The sequence below is a fragment of the Stenotrophomonas sp. STEN087 genome (assembly GCF_056759115.1).
Genome location: NZ_JBRRCR010000092.1, coordinates 1 through 15824 on the forward strand (window position 1 = coordinate 1; position 15824 = coordinate 15824).

General features: G+C 67.8%; 17 protein-coding genes. 11 read left to right on the forward strand and 6 right to left on the reverse strand.

The features are described 5' to 3' along the window. Positions 1-177 precede the first annotated feature (177 nt). The 5 genes from eda to zwf form a co-directional block, all read right to left on the reverse strand. Positions 178-837 carry a bifunctional 4-hydroxy-2-oxoglutarate aldolase/2-dehydro-3-deoxy-phosphogluconate aldolase gene (eda, locus tag ACVOK1_RS17720; protein ID WP_079221494.1) on the reverse strand — a complete coding sequence of 220 codons (660 nt, stop codon included), beginning with the start codon at positions 835-837 and terminating at the stop codon, positions 178-180. Between the two features lie 226 nt (positions 838-1063). Continuing rightward, positions 1064-2980, reverse strand: coding sequence for a phosphogluconate dehydratase (gene edd, locus ACVOK1_RS17725; RefSeq protein WP_108768517.1), 1917 nt, complete (start codon positions 2978-2980; stop codon positions 1064-1066). A gap of 57 nt (positions 2981-3037) precedes the next feature. Beyond that, on the reverse strand, positions 3038-3760 hold the full coding sequence (pgl, locus tag ACVOK1_RS17730; protein WP_481562822.1) for a 6-phosphogluconolactonase: 723 nt from the start codon (positions 3758-3760) through the stop codon (positions 3038-3040). Beyond that, the gene (gene glk, locus ACVOK1_RS17735) at positions 3757-4764 is read right to left on the reverse strand and encodes a glucokinase (protein WP_200734203.1); all 1008 of its coding nucleotides are present in this window, start codon (positions 4762-4764) and stop codon (positions 3757-3759) included. Before glk ends, pgl begins: the two co-directional genes overlap by 4 nt. Continuing rightward, positions 4761-6197: a glucose-6-phosphate dehydrogenase gene (gene zwf, locus ACVOK1_RS17740; RefSeq protein ID WP_108759487.1), complete on the reverse strand. Its 1437-nt coding sequence runs from the start codon at positions 6195-6197 to the stop codon at positions 4761-4763. Before zwf ends, glk begins: the two co-directional genes overlap by 4 nt. A 353-nt stretch (positions 6198-6550) precedes the next feature. On the opposite strand from zwf, the gene ACVOK1_RS17745 reads away from it, so the two are divergent. Then, positions 6551-7633, forward strand: coding sequence for an ABC transporter ATP-binding protein (locus tag ACVOK1_RS17745; protein WP_481562823.1), 1083 nt, complete (start codon positions 6551-6553; stop codon positions 7631-7633). A gap of 133 nt (positions 7634-7766) precedes the next feature. Here ACVOK1_RS17745 and ygfZ read toward each other — a convergent pair whose 3' ends face one another. Beyond that, entirely contained in the window at positions 7767-8642 is an 876-nt protein-coding gene (ygfZ, locus tag ACVOK1_RS17750; protein WP_481562824.1) for a CAF17-like 4Fe-4S cluster assembly/insertion protein YgfZ, read from the reverse strand. A gap of 39 nt (positions 8643-8681) precedes the next feature. Between ygfZ and ACVOK1_RS17755 the strand changes: the two genes are divergently transcribed. The 10 genes from ACVOK1_RS17755 (at position 8682) to ACVOK1_RS17800 (ending at position 15728) form a co-directional block, all read left to right on the forward strand. Then, positions 8682-8855 (forward strand): DUF1674 domain-containing protein, encoded by a 174-nt coding sequence (locus ACVOK1_RS17755; RefSeq protein WP_079221501.1) that lies wholly within the window; start codon positions 8682-8684, stop codon positions 8853-8855. 57 nt (positions 8856-8912) lie between these two features. Beyond that, positions 8913-9305 (forward strand): succinate dehydrogenase, cytochrome b556 subunit, encoded by a 393-nt coding sequence (gene sdhC, locus ACVOK1_RS17760; RefSeq protein ID WP_079221502.1) that lies wholly within the window; start codon positions 8913-8915, stop codon positions 9303-9305. Beyond that, on the forward strand, positions 9302-9688 hold the full coding sequence (gene sdhD, locus ACVOK1_RS17765; RefSeq protein WP_079221503.1) for a succinate dehydrogenase, hydrophobic membrane anchor protein: 387 nt from the start codon (positions 9302-9304) through the stop codon (positions 9686-9688). Before sdhC ends, sdhD begins: the two co-directional genes overlap by 4 nt. A gap of 31 nt (positions 9689-9719) precedes the next feature. Continuing rightward, a complete protein-coding gene (gene sdhA, locus ACVOK1_RS17770) occupies positions 9720-11510 on the forward strand; it encodes a succinate dehydrogenase flavoprotein subunit (RefSeq protein ID WP_108768523.1) in 1791 nt (596 codons plus the stop codon). Between the two features lie 69 nt (positions 11511-11579). Then, positions 11580-12365 (forward strand): succinate dehydrogenase iron-sulfur subunit, encoded by a 786-nt coding sequence (locus ACVOK1_RS17775; protein ID WP_079221505.1) that lies wholly within the window; start codon positions 11580-11582, stop codon positions 12363-12365. 98 nt (positions 12366-12463) lie between these two features. Further along, entirely contained in the window at positions 12464-12712 is a 249-nt protein-coding gene (locus ACVOK1_RS17780) for an FAD assembly factor SdhE (protein ID WP_108768524.1), read from the forward strand. Further along, positions 12663-13112: a hypothetical protein gene (locus tag ACVOK1_RS17785; protein ID WP_481562825.1), complete on the forward strand. Its 450-nt coding sequence runs from the start codon at positions 12663-12665 to the stop codon at positions 13110-13112. Before ACVOK1_RS17780 ends, ACVOK1_RS17785 begins: the two co-directional genes overlap by 50 nt. A gap of 23 nt (positions 13113-13135) precedes the next feature. Continuing rightward, positions 13136-14377 (forward strand): lipoprotein-releasing ABC transporter permease subunit, encoded by a 1242-nt coding sequence (locus ACVOK1_RS17790; RefSeq protein ID WP_481562826.1) that lies wholly within the window; start codon positions 13136-13138, stop codon positions 14375-14377. Next, positions 14370-15083: a lipoprotein-releasing ABC transporter ATP-binding protein LolD gene (gene lolD, locus ACVOK1_RS17795; RefSeq protein WP_108768527.1), complete on the forward strand. Its 714-nt coding sequence runs from the start codon at positions 14370-14372 to the stop codon at positions 15081-15083. Before ACVOK1_RS17790 ends, lolD begins: the two co-directional genes overlap by 8 nt. Before the next feature lie 198 nt (positions 15084-15281). Then, positions 15282-15728, forward strand: a complete 447-nt coding sequence (locus tag ACVOK1_RS17800; protein ID WP_200753243.1) for a DUF6491 family protein — start codon at positions 15282-15284, stop codon at positions 15726-15728. The last annotated feature ends 96 nt before the right edge of the window (positions 15729-15824 follow it).

The window sequence follows — 15824 nt, forward strand, 5'->3', positions numbered from 1 at the left end:
TGGGGGGGGGGGGGGCCCGGGCGGGGCCTTGATCCCTGGGCGGTCTCCGGGGGTCCTCGCGCCTTTCCGGGTTTTCGGGGAGCCCCCCCGGGACAGGTTGCGGGCACTTCGGGGTCGGATCCCTTTCCCGCCGGGAAAGGGCTCTGACCCCTGATCATGCCGGGGCGTGGGTTGGGCTCAGTGGCCGCGGACGCGCTTGATGATCTTCGCGGCGTCGGCGGCGCTGGCGCGCACCTTGTCCCACTCGCCGTCGGCGATCCAGTTGCCCGGCACCATCCACGAGCCACCGATGCAGACCACGTTCTTCTGCTCCAGGTACTCGGCGGCGGTGTTTTCGGTGATGCCACCTGTCGGGCACAGCTTCAGGTCGGCAACCGGGCCGGCAAGGCCCTTGATCATCGCCAGGCCACCCACGGCCGTGGCCGGGAACAGCTTGCACACGCGGAAGCCGCGCGCGTAGAGCGACAGCAGCTCGGTCGGCGTGGCCGCACCCGGCACCACCGGCAGCGGTGCCGCCGCCAGCGCATCGGCCAGCACCGGCGGCGTACCCGGCGTCACCAGGAAATCCGCGCCCGCATCGATCGACTGCTGCATCTGCTCCACGGTCAGCACCGTGCCCGCACCCACCACCACATCGGGCAGCTCGCGCTTGAGCATCGCCAGCGCTTCCATCGCCACCGGCGTACGCAGCGTCAGCTCGATGGCCGGCAGGCCACCTTCCAGCAGCGCCGCACTCACCGCACGCGCCTGGTCCAGCGTATGAATCGTCACCACCGGCAGGATGCCCGCCGCATGCAGCAACTCCGCCGCCTTCACCTGATGTTGTTCGATACCCATGCTTTTGCCCTTGCTCTTGTTTGTGCTTTTCAGTGATCACTTCGCGGCGCGAGGGCGCCAGCAGACTGTCCGGAGGCGGCGGATAGCCCCCACCAGGACCGCAGGCGCCATGGATGGCGCCTACGAGCCCCCATGGAGGGGTTCACGGCGTGTCCTGGTGGGGGCTATCCGCCGCCTCAACCAGGACACTGACCGCCAACGCGAACCCGCAGCGCTCTCCAACAACTCAGGCGTCCTTCGCCTCATGCGGCGCCGCCGCAGCCGCAGCATCGTGCCCCAGCTCATACTCCGAATCGTAATCCCACGGCCCACCATCCGCCGCCGCCGGCCCGCACGAAATCGAAATCGCACCCTGGTCCGCCGGACCCACCACGCGACGGTTGATCGCGAACAGATTGCGGCCCAGGTCATGCGCCGCCGGTGCCGTGTTCGGCGCCAGCGAACGTGCTGCCCACTCGGCCGCATCCACCAGCACTTCCAGCGTGCCGGCTTCACCGTCCAGGCGGATCATGTCGCCCTCGCGCACCTTGGCCAGCGGGCCACCGCGCGCCGCTTCCGGCGTCACGTGGATCGCCGCCGGGATCTTGCCCGAGGCACCGGACAGGCGACCGTCGGTGACCAGCGCCACGCGCCGGCCCTGGTTCTGCAGCAGGCCCAGCAGCGGCGCCAGCGAATGCAGTTCCGGCATGCCGTTCGCACGCGGGCCCTGGTAACGCACCACCGCCACGAAATGCTCGGGCAGCAGGCCACCGGCGTGCAGCTTGTTCAACACCTGCGGTGCATCGACCACCACGGCCGGTGCCTCGATGGTGCGGTACTGCGGCTTCACCGCCGACAGCTTGATCAGCGACTTGCCCAGGTTGCCGCGCAGCAGGCGCAGGCCACCCTGGCTTTCGAACGGGTTGTCGACGCTGCGCACCACTTCTTCATCGGCGCTGCGTTCCAGGCCCGGCAGGTACACCAGCTTGCCGTCGCGCAGCTGCGGCTCGCGGGCGTAGTCGGCCATGCCGCCACGGGCCACGCTGACGATGTCGCCATGCATCAGGCCGGCCTTGATCAGCTCGCCGAACACGAACGCCGGGCCACCGGCCGCGGCGAAGCGGTTCACGTCGGCCTCGCCGTTCGGATAGACGCGGGCCAGCAGCGGAACCAGCTGCGACAGCTCGTCGAAGTCGTCCCAGGTCAGCACGATGCCGGCGGCGCGGGCCACGGCGATCCAGTGGATGGTGTGGTTGGTCGAACCACCGGTGGCCATCAGCGCGATGACCGCGTTGAGGATCGCGCGCTCGTCGATGATGCGGCCCAGCGGACGGAAATCGTCGCCCAGCGCGGTGATGTCCAGCGCACGCTCGGTGGCTTCGCGGGTCAGCGCATCGCGCAGCGGCGTATCCGGGTTGACGAACGAGGCGCCCGGCAGCTGCACGCCCATCGCTTCCAGCAGCACCTGGTTGGAATTGGCGGTGCCGTAGAAGGTGCAGGTGCCGACGCCGTGGTACGAGGCGGACTCGGCTTCCAGCAGTTCCTCGCGGGTGGCTTCGCCGGCGGCGTAGCGCTCGCGCACTTCGGCCTTCTGCTTGTTCGGAATGCCCGGGGTCATCGGGCCGGCCGGCACGAACACCGCCGGCAGGTGGCCGAAGGCCAGTGCGCCGATCAGCAGGCCCGGCACGATCTTGTCGCACACGCCGAGGTGGATGGTGGTGTCGAACATGTCGTGGCTGAGGCCGATGGCCGTGGCCTGCGCGATCACGTCGCGCGAGAACAGCGACAGTTCCATGCCGCCGCGTCCCTGGGTCACGCCGTCGCACATCGCCGGCACGGCGCCGGCCACCTGTGCGGTCGCGCCGAGTTCGCGGGCGACCTCACGGATCTGCTCCGGATAGGTCTCGAACGGCTGGTGCGCCGACAGCATGTCGTTGTAGGCGGTGATGATGCCGAGGTTCGGGGTCACGCCGCCGCGCAGGCGGCTCTTGTCGGTCGTGCCGCAGGCGGCGAAGCCGTGGGCGAGGTTGCCGCAGCTCAGGCGGCTGCGGAACGGGCCATCGCGCAGGGCGGCGTCGATCGCGGCCAGGTAGGCGGCGCGCGACGCGGCGCTGCGGCGGATGACGCGATCGGTGATGGCTTGCAGTTGCGGATGGAGGCTCATTGGCTACCAGCGTTCAAGGTGGCGAGAGGCAAGCGGCAGCGGACGCCGCCGCCGACGTCAATCAGCCCAGTGCACGCGCAGGCGCGCGCCGTCCAGGTTGATTGCATTGAGGATCGGGTACTGCTGCGCATCGTTGCTGTCCAGCGCCTGGCGCAGGACCTGCAGCTTCTGCTTGCCGCGCAGCAGCAGCAGGCGCTGGCGGCACTGGCCCAGGCCACGCGGGGTCAGGGTGATGCGCAGCGGCCACTGGTTGGCACCGGGGCAGCCGGTGGCATCCAGCGCGGCGTAGGGCAGGGTGCTTTCCAAGGCACGGGCCAGATCCTTCGAGCCCGGGAACAGCGAGGCGGTGTGGCCATCGTTGCCCATGCCCAGCGCCACGACGCTCGGCGCCTGGCTGTGCTGGGCCTGCAGGTTGGCGGTGTACACGCATTCGGGCAGCGGCTTGCCGATGCGCACCAGCGGATCGAAGTGGGCACCTTCGGCGCGCTTGAGCAGGTTCTCGCGCACCAGCCAGGCGTTGCTGTCGCGATCCTGCGGCGACAGCCAGCGCTCATCGGCCAGGCTCACTTCCACCCGGTCCCAGAGCACGTCCAGCTCGGCCAGCGCCTGGTACACCGGCGCCGGGGTGGTGCCACCGGACAGCAGGATGCGGGCGCGGCCCACTTCGTTGATGTCGTGGTTGATCGCCTGGGCCATTTCGGCGGCCACGGCTTCGATCCAGCCATCGGCATCGCCATGGCTGATGAAGTCGATGCGGTCGTCGTGGAAGGTCGGGCTCATGCGGCAACTCCTGTAGCGTCACGTTCGGCGTCGGCGGCATAGGCGGCGGCGCCCAGCAGCCCGGGGCAGGGGTGCATGATCGCCAGCGACGGCACCCGCGCCATGATCGAAGAGAACCGGCCCTTGTGTTCGAAGCGCTGGCGGAAACCGGAATGCTGCAGCGAATCGAGCATCTTCGGCACCAGCCCACCGGTCAGGAACACGCCGTCCCACGCGCCCTGCACCAGCACCAGGTCACCTGCGATGGCACCGAACACGGCGCAGAACACGTCCACCGTGCGCATCGCCTGCGGGTCACCCAGCGCGGCACGCGCGGTGACGTCGGCCGGCTGCAGCTGGCCCGGATCGAAACCGGCCATCTCGCACACGGCGCGATGGATGTTGACCAGGCCGGGGCCGCAGATCAGGCGTTCGTTGGAGACGCGGCCGAACTGCTCGGACAGGATCTCCAGGATGCGGATCTCCTCCGGCGTGCCCGGCGGGAAGCTGACGTGGCCACCTTCGGTTTCCAGCGGATAGCTGCGGCCGTGGCGCACGATCAGGCCGCCGACACCGAGGCCGGTGCCCGGACCGATCACGCCGTAGTTGCGCGATTCGCCCGGTGCGGCCGGGGTCCAGTGCGCGCCGCCGATCTGGATCACGTCATGCGGCTGCAGCAGGGCCACGGCCATCGCCTGTGCGGCGAAGTCGTTGATCAGGTGCAGTTCGTCGAAGCCGAGCATGGTCGCGGTGCGGCTGCGCGAGATCACCCACGGGTGGTTGGTGATACGTGCTTCGTCACCGTCCACGCGGCCGGCCACCGCGAACACGCCGCGGCGCGCAGTGGCGCCGGCCTGTTCCAGGTAGTGGCGTGCGGCATCACCCAGCGAGGGGAACTCAGCCACCGCGTATTCGCGGATGCTGTCCTTCTGCAGGGGCGCGTCCAGCGAGGTGTCGGCGAGGGCGAAGCGGGCGTTGGTGCCGCCGATGTCGGCGACCAGCACGGGCTGGCTGCCGACACTCATGCCGATGCTCCGCTGTCCGGGGCGTCAACGCCCTGCGGCAGGAAGTCGGTGGCGTTGTCCGGGCCCCACTGGCCGGCCGGGTAGGGTTCCAGCGGCAGGTTGGCGGCCTTCCAGGCATCGGCCACGCTGTCGATCCAGGCCCAGGCCGCGCGCACTTCGTCGTCGCGCACGAACAGGGTGTGGTTGCCGTTGAAGGCGTCCAGGAACAGGCGCTCGTAGGCGATGCGGCGGTGCAGGCCGGTCGGCACGGACAGTTCCAGTTCCAGCGGGTGCAGTTCCAGCGCGCCCCATTCCGGGCCGGCCAGGCTGCTCATCAGGCCCAGTTCGATGTTTTCCTGCGGCTGCAGCTGGAACACCAGGCGGTTCGGCGCGGCCTGCGCACGCTGCGGGCGCTCGAACAGCCAGTGGGTGACCGGCTTCAGCGTGACCACCACGCGGGTGGTGCGCTCGGGCAGGCGCTTGCCGGTGACCAGGTGGAACGGCACGCCGCTCCAGCGCCAGTTGTCGATGTGCGCGGTGACGCCGGCGAAGGTTTCCACGTCGCTGCCTTCCGGCGGCTGGTAGGCCTGGGCCGGCTGGCCGTTGATGCTGCCGGCGGTGTAGCGGCCGCGGATGCTGTCACGGGCGGCGTGCTTGGCGTCCAGCGGGCGCAGGGCGCGCAGCACCTTGACCTTCTCGTCGCGGATGCGGTCGGCTTCCAGCGAGGCCGGCGGCTCCATCGCGACCATGCACAGCAGCTGCAGGATGTGGCTCTGCACCATGTCGCGCAGCGCGCCGGAGCGGGCGTAGTACGCGTCGCGACCGTCCACGCCTTCGCTCTCGGCCACCAGGATGTGCACCGATTCGATGTAGTTGCGGTTCCACACTGCTTCCAGCAGCGTGTTGCCGAAGCGCAGGGCGATCAGGTTCTGCACCGCCGCCTTGCCCAGGTAGTGGTCCAGGCGGAACACGCGGTCTTCGTCGATCCACTGGCCGATGGTGGAGATGATCTCCTCGGCGCTCTCGCTGTCGCTGCCGATCGGCTTTTCCAGCATCAGGCGCGACGGTGCTGCCAGGGCGCCGCCCTTGGCCAGGCCTTCGCAGGTGGAGATGTACAGGCCCGGCGGGATGGCCAGGTAGCTGACGCAGCGGCGGTCGACCAGGTCGGAGACGGCGGCGGCGACCGAGTCGACGTCACGCAGGTCCACCGAGCGGTAGTCGATGCGGCGCAGCAGGGAGGCGATGTCCTCCTGGCTGGCCATCGGCATGGCCTGCTGCAGTCGCGGCCGCAGGATATCGTGGAAGGCTTCGGTGTCATGGCCGGACAGGGCCAGCGCACGGATGCGGAAGTCCTCCGGCAGCAGGCCGTCGCCAAGCAGGCGCAGCAGCGAAGGGAACAGGTAGCGCTGGGCCAGGTCGCCTGTGGCACCAAACAGGAAGAGGGTGTCGTGCATCGCTCGAGTTTCAGATCCGGGTGACATCGTTGTCAATCGCTTCATGGCTGGGTTCAGGGGACATCCGCGCTACTGTCTGTCCGAGGCTCGATGGGGGCGGATTTCCGGCAGGCCGGAAGACCGTTCCATTCGTAACCACTACGACGATGACCTTTCGTCTGGTCGTCGAAGCAGATCGGCGCGCACCGACGTTCGGATAGTGCCACGTGAAAACGTTTACATGGCAGAATGGGCAACTGTATTCGATTGCAGTGGTCGCCGTCATGCGGCAGCTGCGCAATCATCACTGCCATCGGGAGGGCCGAGGCAGTCCCCAATGACAGCCCGGCGTCGGGCGGACTGGATAGATTGAAATGGCAAAAGTGCAGTTGCAGGGTGTGCGCAAGGTCTACGACAACGGCCAGGTCGCGGTGAAGGACGCCACCTTCGAGGTCGCCGATGGCGAGCTCATGGTGCTGGTCGGACCGTCCGGGTGTGGCAAGTCGACCCTGCTGCGGATGGTGGCGGGTCTTGAGGAGATCAGCGGTGGCACGCTGGCCATCGGTGACCGGGTGGTCAACGATGTGGCGCCGAAGGATCGCGACATCGCCATGGTGTTCCAGAGTTATGCGCTTTACCCGCACATGACCGTGGCCGAGAACCTGGCCTTCGGCCTGAAGCTGCGTGGCCACGACAAGGCGACCATCGACAAGCGCATCGCCGAGGCGGCGCAGACGCTGGGCCTGACCGAGATGATGGACAAGCTGCCCAAGGCGATGTCCGGCGGCCAGCGCCAGCGCGTGGCCCTGGGCCGTGCACTGGTGCGCGAGCCGGCGGTGTTCCTGCTGGACGAGCCGCTGTCCAACCTGGATGCCAAGCTGCGCCACAGCGTGCGTACCGAAATCGCGCAGCTGCACCGCAAGCTGGGCACCACCATGATCTACGTGACGCATGACCAGGTCGAAGCAATGACCTTGGGCCAGCGCATCGTGGTGCTGAAGGACGGCATCATCCAGCAGATCGACACGCCGATGGCGCTGTACGACCGCCCGGCCAACCTGTTCGTGGCCGGCTTCCTCGGCAGCCCGGCGATGAACGTGCTGCGCGGCACGCTGCAGGGCGATGCCGGCGGCGTGACCGTGGTCGATGGCGAATGGCGCGCACCGCTGGGCCAGGCCACCATCGACCCGGCATGGCTGCAGAAGTCGATTGCCGTGGGCGTGCGTCCGGAGCACCTGCAGCCGGCGGGTGTCGACGATACGCATGCGTTCACCGCACGCATCGAGGGCATCGAGCCGGTCGGCAACGAGATCTTCGTCAATCTCAGCAGCGGCAAGCATGCGCTGACCATGCGCGTGGCGCCGCAGTCGCTGCCGGGCGTGGGCGAGGACATCCGCGTGGCGATCCACCCGCAGGGCCTGCATTTCTTCGATGCGGAAACCGGCGAGCGCCTGTAAGGGGTAGTGCCGGCCGCTGGCCGGCACCTTCAGAAGCGTGCGTACCAACGGTCCGCACCTACCAGGTCCACATCCACCGGATTGTCGTGCGGACCAACGGTCCGCACCTACCGCGTGGATGCGGGGCGCGCCCTCAGCGCGCCAGGCCATCCAGCAGCGGCACCCGCTGCGCGACCACGCCACCCACCTGCAGCTCCGCATCACTGGTTTCCAGTGGCAGCACCGCCAGGGCCAGATCGCCGGCCACGCTGGCAATGCTGCCCAGCGCTGCGCCGTCCTGCTGCACGACATCACCGGCCTGCGCCGGGGCGGCGGCATGCAGCAGCTGCACCGCGCGCTTGGCCTTGCCGAGGAAGTGGGTGCGGGCCACGATTTCCTGGCCCGGGTAGCAGCCCTTCTTCACGCTGTAGCCGTTCAGCCGGTCCAGGCCCAGCTGCTGCGGTGTCCACACTTCGCGCTGGCTTTCTTCCAGGCGCGGCAGGCCGAAGCGCAGGTCAGCCTGGCGCCAGGCCAGGGCGAACGCGGCTTCGTCGGCCTCGCTGCCAGCCGCAAACCCTTCAACCGGACCGATGCGCAGGGTGCGCGGCAGGGCATCGCTGCCCAGATCCAGTTCCCAACCCGCCTCGCCACCACCGGCAATCGCCGCGCCACTGGCCGCTTCCGGCGCAGTGAACGCGCCCGCCACGGCAAGATCCGCATGCACCTGAAGTTTCACCTTGCGGCGGAACACGAAGCGCTGCAGTTGCGACGCAATCGCATCTGCATCGCCATCGGCCAGCACCAGCATCACGTGATCCTCGGCCAGTCGCAGCAGCTGGAACACCGTCAGGGTGCGGCCCTTGGCGCTCAGCCAGGCGCTCCACTGCCAGTGCTGCAGGGGCAGGGCGGTCACGTCGCTGCTGAACTGGGCGTGGGCGAAAACGGCCGCATCGGCGCCCTGCAGGCTCAGCAGCTGGTGGCCGGGCAGGCGCGGATATGCGAGGAAAGCAGGGGGAAGGTTGTCAGGCACGTGAACGAGGTCTAAAATTTGTGCGTTGCGAGACCGAACATGATAGGCCAAACAACCCCCACTCCCGACGACGAAACTGAAGCCCCGCTGGTTCCCGCGGCACCCGTGCCCGTGGAAAAACCAGAGGCGGAGGAGGAATTCGGCGGCCGCGGCGGACTTGATCCGGTGCGGTATGGCGATTGGGAGAAAAACGGACGCTGCATCGATTTCTGATCAGCATTGAGCCAACGCGGCATCGTGCCGCCCAGCCGAGACAACGAGCCCAGCGAAATGGCGACCAGACAACGCCCCCTATCCCCGCACCTCCAGGTGTATCGCTGGCAGATTCAGATGGCCACCTCGATCCTGCATCGAGCCACTGGCGTCTTTCTGTCCGTGGGTGCCCTCATCATCGCTGCCGGCCTGCTGGCCCTGATGATGGGCCCCGATTCGTGGAACTGCTTCACCGGCCATGCCGGGGCCTGGTATGGCCGCGTGTTCCTGTTTGCGTGGACATGGTCGTTCGCCTATCACCTGTGCAATGGCATCCGCCACGTCGTGCAGGACTTCGCCGTTGGTTTCAGCATCCCGGCCTTCGTACGCAGCAGCTGGATCTCGGTCTTCGGCAGCCTGGTGATCACCGCGCTGGTCTGGGCCTACGTGTTGTTCGGAGGTGCCGCATGAGCAAGTTCCGTACCCCGCTGAAGAACGTGCGCGGCCTTGGTTCGGCCAAGACCGGCACCGAGCACTTCGTGCACCAGCGCCTGACCGCCGCCGCCCTGGTGGTGCTGGGCCTGTGGTTCCTGGTGTTCGTGGTGCGCATGGCCGGCGCCGATTACGCCACGGCCGTGGCCACCATCGCCAAGCCGTGGAATGCCGTGCCGCTGATCGGCCTGCTGATCACCATGTTCTGGCACGCACAGCTCGGCATGCAGGTCGTGCTGGAAGATTACATCCACGAATCGCTGCTGGCCCTGGTGCTGCAGACCGCGGTGAAGTTCGTCGCCGTGCTCGGCATGATCGTCAGTGTGTTTGCGGTGGGCCGCATCGCCCTCGGCGTTGCCTGAGCCCAGGCACCAAGACAGGAATCCAGACTAGATGTCCGCTTACAAGATCACCGAACACAAGTACGACATGGTCGTGGTGGGCGCCGGCGGCGCCGGCCTGCGCGCCACGTTCGGCCTTGCCGCCAAGGGCCTGCAGACCGTGTGCCTGACCAAGGTCTTCCCGACCCGTTCGCACACCGTCGCTGCACAGGGTGGCATTTCCGCCGCGCTCGCCAACATGGGCGAAGACGATTGGCGCTACCACTTCTACGACACCATCAAGGGCTCGGACTGGCTGGGCGACCAGGACGCCATCGAGTACATGTGCCGTGAGGCCATCCCGGCCATCATCGAGCTCGAGCACTACGGCGTGCCGTTCAGCCGCACCGCCGAAGGCAAGATCTACCAGCGCCCGTTCGGCGGCATGACCACCAAGTACGGCGAAGGCCCGGCGGCGCAGCGTACCTGCGCGGCGGCCGACCGTACCGGTCACGCCATGCTGCACACCCTGTACCAGCAGTCGCTCAAGCACGACGCGCGCTTCATGATCGAGTACTTCGCACTCGACCTGATCTTCGATGACGAAGGCGTGTGCCGTGGCGTGCTGGCCCTGGACATGGCCGACGGCACGCTGCACCTGTTCCGCGCCCAGGGCGTGGTGCTGGCCACCGGCGGCTACGGCCGTGCGTACTTCAGCGCCACCTCGGCGCACACCTGCACCGGCGACGGTGGCGGCCTGGCCATGCGTGCCGGCATCGCCATGCAGGATATGGAGTTCGTGCAGTTCCACCCGACCGGCATCTACGGCGCCGGCTGCCTGATCACCGAGGGTGTCCGCGGTGAAGGCGGCATCCTGCGCAACAGCAGCGGCGAGCGCTTCATGGAGCGCTACGCACCGCATTACAAGGATCTGGCCTCGCGTGACGTGGTGGCCCGTTCGATGACCATCGAGATCCGCGAAGGCCGCGGCGTCGGCGAGCACAAGGATCACATCCTGCTCGACCTGACCCACCTCGGCCCGGGCGTGATCGACGAGAAGCTGCCGGGCATCGCCGAGAGCGCGCGCATCTTCGCCGGCGTCGACGTGCACAAGCAGCCGATCCCGGTCATCCCGACCGTGCACTACAACATGGGCGGCATTCCGACCAACTTCCACGGCGAAGTCGTGCGCAAGGATGGTGACAACCCCGATGCCGTGGTGCCGGGCCTGTACGCCATCGGCGAAGCCGCCTGCGTGTCCGTGCACGGCGCCAACCGCCTGGGCTCGAACTCGCTGCTCGACCTGGTGGTGTTCGGTCGTGCCGTGGCCAACCGCTGCGCCGAGACCATCAAGCCGGGCGCTGCGCACAAGCCGCTGCCGGCCGATGCCTGCGACAAGGCGCTGGGCCTGCTGGACAAGCTGCGTTACGCCAATGGCGATACGCCGACCTCGGTCATCCGCGACAACATGCAGCGCACGATGCAGGCCGACGCCGCCGTCTTCCGTACCAGCCAGACGCTGAAGGAAGGCTGCGAGAAGATGGCCACCGTGTTCGATTCGTTCCAGGACGTGAAGGTCAGCGACCGTTCGCTGGTCTGGAATTCGGACCTGATCGAGACCTACGAGCTGAACAACCTGCTGCTGAACGCGGTGGCGACGATCAACTCGGCGGAACAGCGCAAGGAAAGCCGTGGTGCGCACGCGCACGAGGACTTCCCGGACCGCGACGACGTCAACTGGCACAAGCACACGCTGGTCACCGTCGACGAGAAGGGCAAGTGCAGCTTCGACTACCGTCCGGTGCACATGTACACGCTGACCGACGAGGTCGACGTGGTGCCGCCGAAGCCGCGCGTGTACTGATCGCGACCCCCGCCTACCATGCAATCCGCGCCTTGATGGCGCGGGCCGCCTGAGCCAACGAGAGCAGCCATGGCCGAGTTTTCACTCCCCAAGAATTCCAAGGTCACGAAGGGCCAGCACTTCCCCGCCAAGAGCGGCGGCAAGAACCTGCGCACCTTCAAGATCTACCGCTGGAGTCCGGACGACGACAGCAATCCGCGCACCGATACCTATGAGATCGATCTGGACGCCTGCGGCCCGATGGTCCTGGACGCGCTGATCAAGATCAAGAACGAGATCGATCCGACCCTGACCTTCCGTCGCTCCTGCCGCGAAGGTATCTGCGGTTCGTGCGCGATGAACATCGACGGCACCAACACCCTGGCCTGCACCCGCGCCATCGCGGACTGCGGCAAGAAGGAAGTGCCGATCTACCCGCTGCCGCACATGAGCGTGGTCAAGGATCTGGTTCCGGACCTGACCCACTTCTACGCGCAGTACGCCTCGATCAAGCCGTGGATCCGTACCCAGACCCCGGCACCGCCGGACCGTGAGCGCCTGCAGTCGCCGGAGGACCGCAAGAAGCTCGACGGCCTGTACGAGTGCATCCTGTGCGCCTGCTGCTCGACCAGCTGCCCGAGCTACTGGTGGAACGGCGAGCGTTACCTGGGTCCGGCGATCCTGCTGCAGGCCTACCGCTGGATCATCGACTCGCGCGATGAGGACACCGGTGCGCGCCTGGACGATCTGGAAGATCCGTTCAAGCTGTACCGCTGCCACACCATCATGAACTGTGCCCGGACCTGCCCGAAGGGCCTGAACCCGGCGCTGGCGATCGCTGAGATCAAGAAGCTGATGATGGAACGCCGCGCCTGATACAGGCCTGGCGGTACCCGGTAGAGCCACGCCATGCGTGGCTGCACCAACCAGCAGAGCCACGCCATGCGTGGCTTTGCTGTATCTGGAGAAACACGATGGACGAAGAAACCCTGCTGAAGAAGCTGCGCTGGCGCTGCCGCCGCGGCATGCGCGAGCTGGACCAGCTGTTCGGCCGCTACCTCGACCGCGAATGGAGCACTGCGCCGACCGAAGAGCGCGAGGTTTTCCTGTTCCTGCTCGAATGCGAGGACGATAAGTTGTGGCGCTGGTTCATGGGCTACGAGGCCTGCCCGCATGCCCACGCCGTGCCCCTCATGCAGAAGATCCTCGCCCTCAAGGCTTGAGTGGCGACCCTCGCGGCTGCAGGCCGGCGCGCAGGCGCTGGTACTGCTGGCCGCGCCCTGGCTGCTGCGCGCCTTGGCCCTGCCGGAAGACCGGTACTGGCCGGTGCTGGTGGCGGTCTGGCTGCTGGGCCTGGCCCAGCTGGGCTGGCGACTGCGCCGGCCCGCGCGCCGGCTTGAGCTGACCACGCTGCCGGCGCCGCTGCAGCTGGATGGTGCCGATATCGACGCACCACGGCTGGTGGTGCGCGGCCCCTGGCTGCTGCTGCACTGGCGTGTCGACGGCCGGCGCGGGCGCCTGCTGTTCTGGCCGGACGTGCTCGCCCACCGGCAGCGACGTGAACTGCGACTGGCCGTGTCCGCACGCAGCGTTTCACGCCGACCCCGTACGATGGCACCATAGACTGAATTGACTGGCGTGCCTGCATGTTCAAACCCATCCCCGTGGCCATCGGCCTGCGCTACCTGCGCGCCAAGCGCCGCAACGGCTTCATCTCCTTCATTTCAATGGCATCGATCCTGGGCATCGCGCTCGGCGTCACGGTGCTGATCACCACCCTGGCGGTGATGAGCGGTTTCCAGAAGGAAATCCGCAGCCGCCTGCTGCAGATGACCGCCCATACCACCATCAGCCGCGACGGCGAGCCGATGCCGGACTGGATGCGCGTGGTCGACGTGGCCAACAAGGATCCCCGCGTGGCCGGCGCCGCGCCGTACATCGAGATCCAGTCGATGATCAGCGGCCCGCGCGTGCAGGGTGCGATCATCCAGGGCATCGAACCGGCGCTGGAGCCGAAGGTGTCGGTGATCGACAAGAAGATCACCAAGGGCAGCTATGACAGCCTCAAGCCGGGCAGCTTCAACCTGCTGCTGGGCAAGGAGCTGGCCATCTGGCTGGGCGTGGACGTGGGCGACCAGGTGCTGGTGACGTTCGCCGAAGTGCAGGGCACCCCGGCCGGTGCGGTGCCACGGATGAAACGCTTCACCGTCAGCGGTCTGTTCGAGGCCGGCTACAACGAGGTCGACCGTGGCGTCGGCTTCGCCAACATGAAGGACCTCGAGCGCGTGCTGCGCTCCGACGGCGCCACCGGCGTACGCCTGAAACTGCACGACATGGACCGCTCGCTGGAAGTGGGCGTGGACCTGGCGCAGAACCTGGGCGGCGCGTACCGGGTGAGTGACTGGACCCAGCAGAACGCCAACCTCTACCACTCGCTGCGGATGGAGAAGGTGGTGATGGGCATCCTGCTGTCGCTGATCATCGCGATGGGTGCCTTCAACCTGGTCTCCTCGCAGGTGATGCTGGTGACCGACAAGCAGGCCGACATCGCCATCCTGCGCACGCTGGGCCTGACCCCGGGCGGGGTGATGCAGGTGTTCATGGTGCAGGGCTCGCTGATCGGCATCTTCGGCACCCTTGCCGGCCTGATCGGTGGCATCACCCTGACCTTGAACCTCGAGCGCATCCTCGGTGCCATCGAGTCGCTGTTCAACGTCAAGCTGCTGCCGGAGGACGTGTACTACATCACCGGCCTGCCGACCGACATGCAGACCGGCGATATCGTGGCGATCACGCTCATCGCGTTGCTGATGAGTTTCCTGGCCACCCTGTATCCCGCCTGGCGGGCAGCACGCACCCAGCCGGCGGAGGCCCTGCGCTATGAATAAGGTCGTCAACCGCGGCGATGAAGTGATCCGTGCCGAGGGCCTGGGCAAGACCTACGCCGAAGGCCGCATGCAGACCCCGGTGTTCGACGGGCTCGACCTGAAGGTCAATGCCGGCGAAACGGTGGCGATCATCGGTGCCTCCGGCGCCGGCAAGAGCACCCTGCTGCACCTGCTGGGCGGCCTGGATGTGCCGACCGCAGGTGAGGTGTTCGTCACCGGACAGCGCATGTCGACCCTGTCGGACACCGCGCGTGGCCTGCTGCGCAACCAGGCGCTGGGCTTCGTCTACCAGTTCCACCACCTGCTGCCGGAATTCACCGCGCTGGAAAACGTGATGATGCCGGTGATGCTGGCCGGTACCGGCGTGCCCGAAGCCAGCCAGCGTGCGACCGCGCTGCTGGAAGCGGTCGGCCTGGGCCATCGCCTGGACCACAAGCCGGGCGAACTTTCCGGTGGCGAGCGCCAGCGTGCCGCCGTGGCGCGTGCGCTGGTCAACCATCCGGCCTGCGTGCTCGGCGATGAGCCGACCGGCAACCTGGATGACCGCACCGCGGCCACCGTGTTCGAGCTGATGCTGGAGCTCAACCGTGCTCGCCACACCAGCCTGGTACTGGTGACCCACGACCGCAGCCTCGCGCGTCGCCTGGACCGTGTGCTGGAACTGCGCGAAGGGCGTCTGCACGCATTGGCACACGCTGACGTCTGAGGCGCTGGCCTCGCTCTCCGGGGCTGGCTTCGCTCTGGTAGATGCCGACCTTGGTCGGCTGCTTTTGCAGGCCGAGCGCCAACCAAGGTTGGCGACTACAGGGCTGCGCCGACCGGCGGCTGAATCGGGCCGCCGGCCGTTGCGCCGGCGTTGCACGGCCGGGCGCATGATGTGCGCAGTTCCCCGCTGGAGATCGCCATGAAGACCCCGTTGCTGATCGCCGGCCTGTGCCTGGCGCTGGCCGCTTGCGCCACCACCGGCCTGACCAGTGCCGACCGCCTGGAGCTGTACCGCGCCCACGCTGGTCCGGCGCAGAAGGACATGCAGTTCCTGGGCACGCTCAACGGCTGGACCGAGCTGGGTGACAGCGCGCTGGCAGTCTGGACCAAGCCGAGCGAAGCCTACCTGCTGGAACTGACCGGGCCGTGCCCGGATCTTTCGTATGCGCCTGCCATCGGCCTGACCAGCCACATGGGCCGCGTCAGCGCGCCGTTCGACAAGGTGATCGTACGCGACCCGACCGGCGGCCCGCGCCTGCCGTGCTTCATCAAGACGATCCGCAAGCTGGACGTCAAATCGCTGCGCGCGCAGGAAAAGGACATGCGCCAGGCGCAGGTGCAGGAGCGCGAAGCGCCCGCGGAATAATCGGGTAGCGGGGGGGGGGGGCCGGCCCGGGGGGGGGGGGGGCGGGGGGGGGGCGGGGGGGCGGCCGGGCGGCGGCGGGGGGCGGGGGGCGGGGGG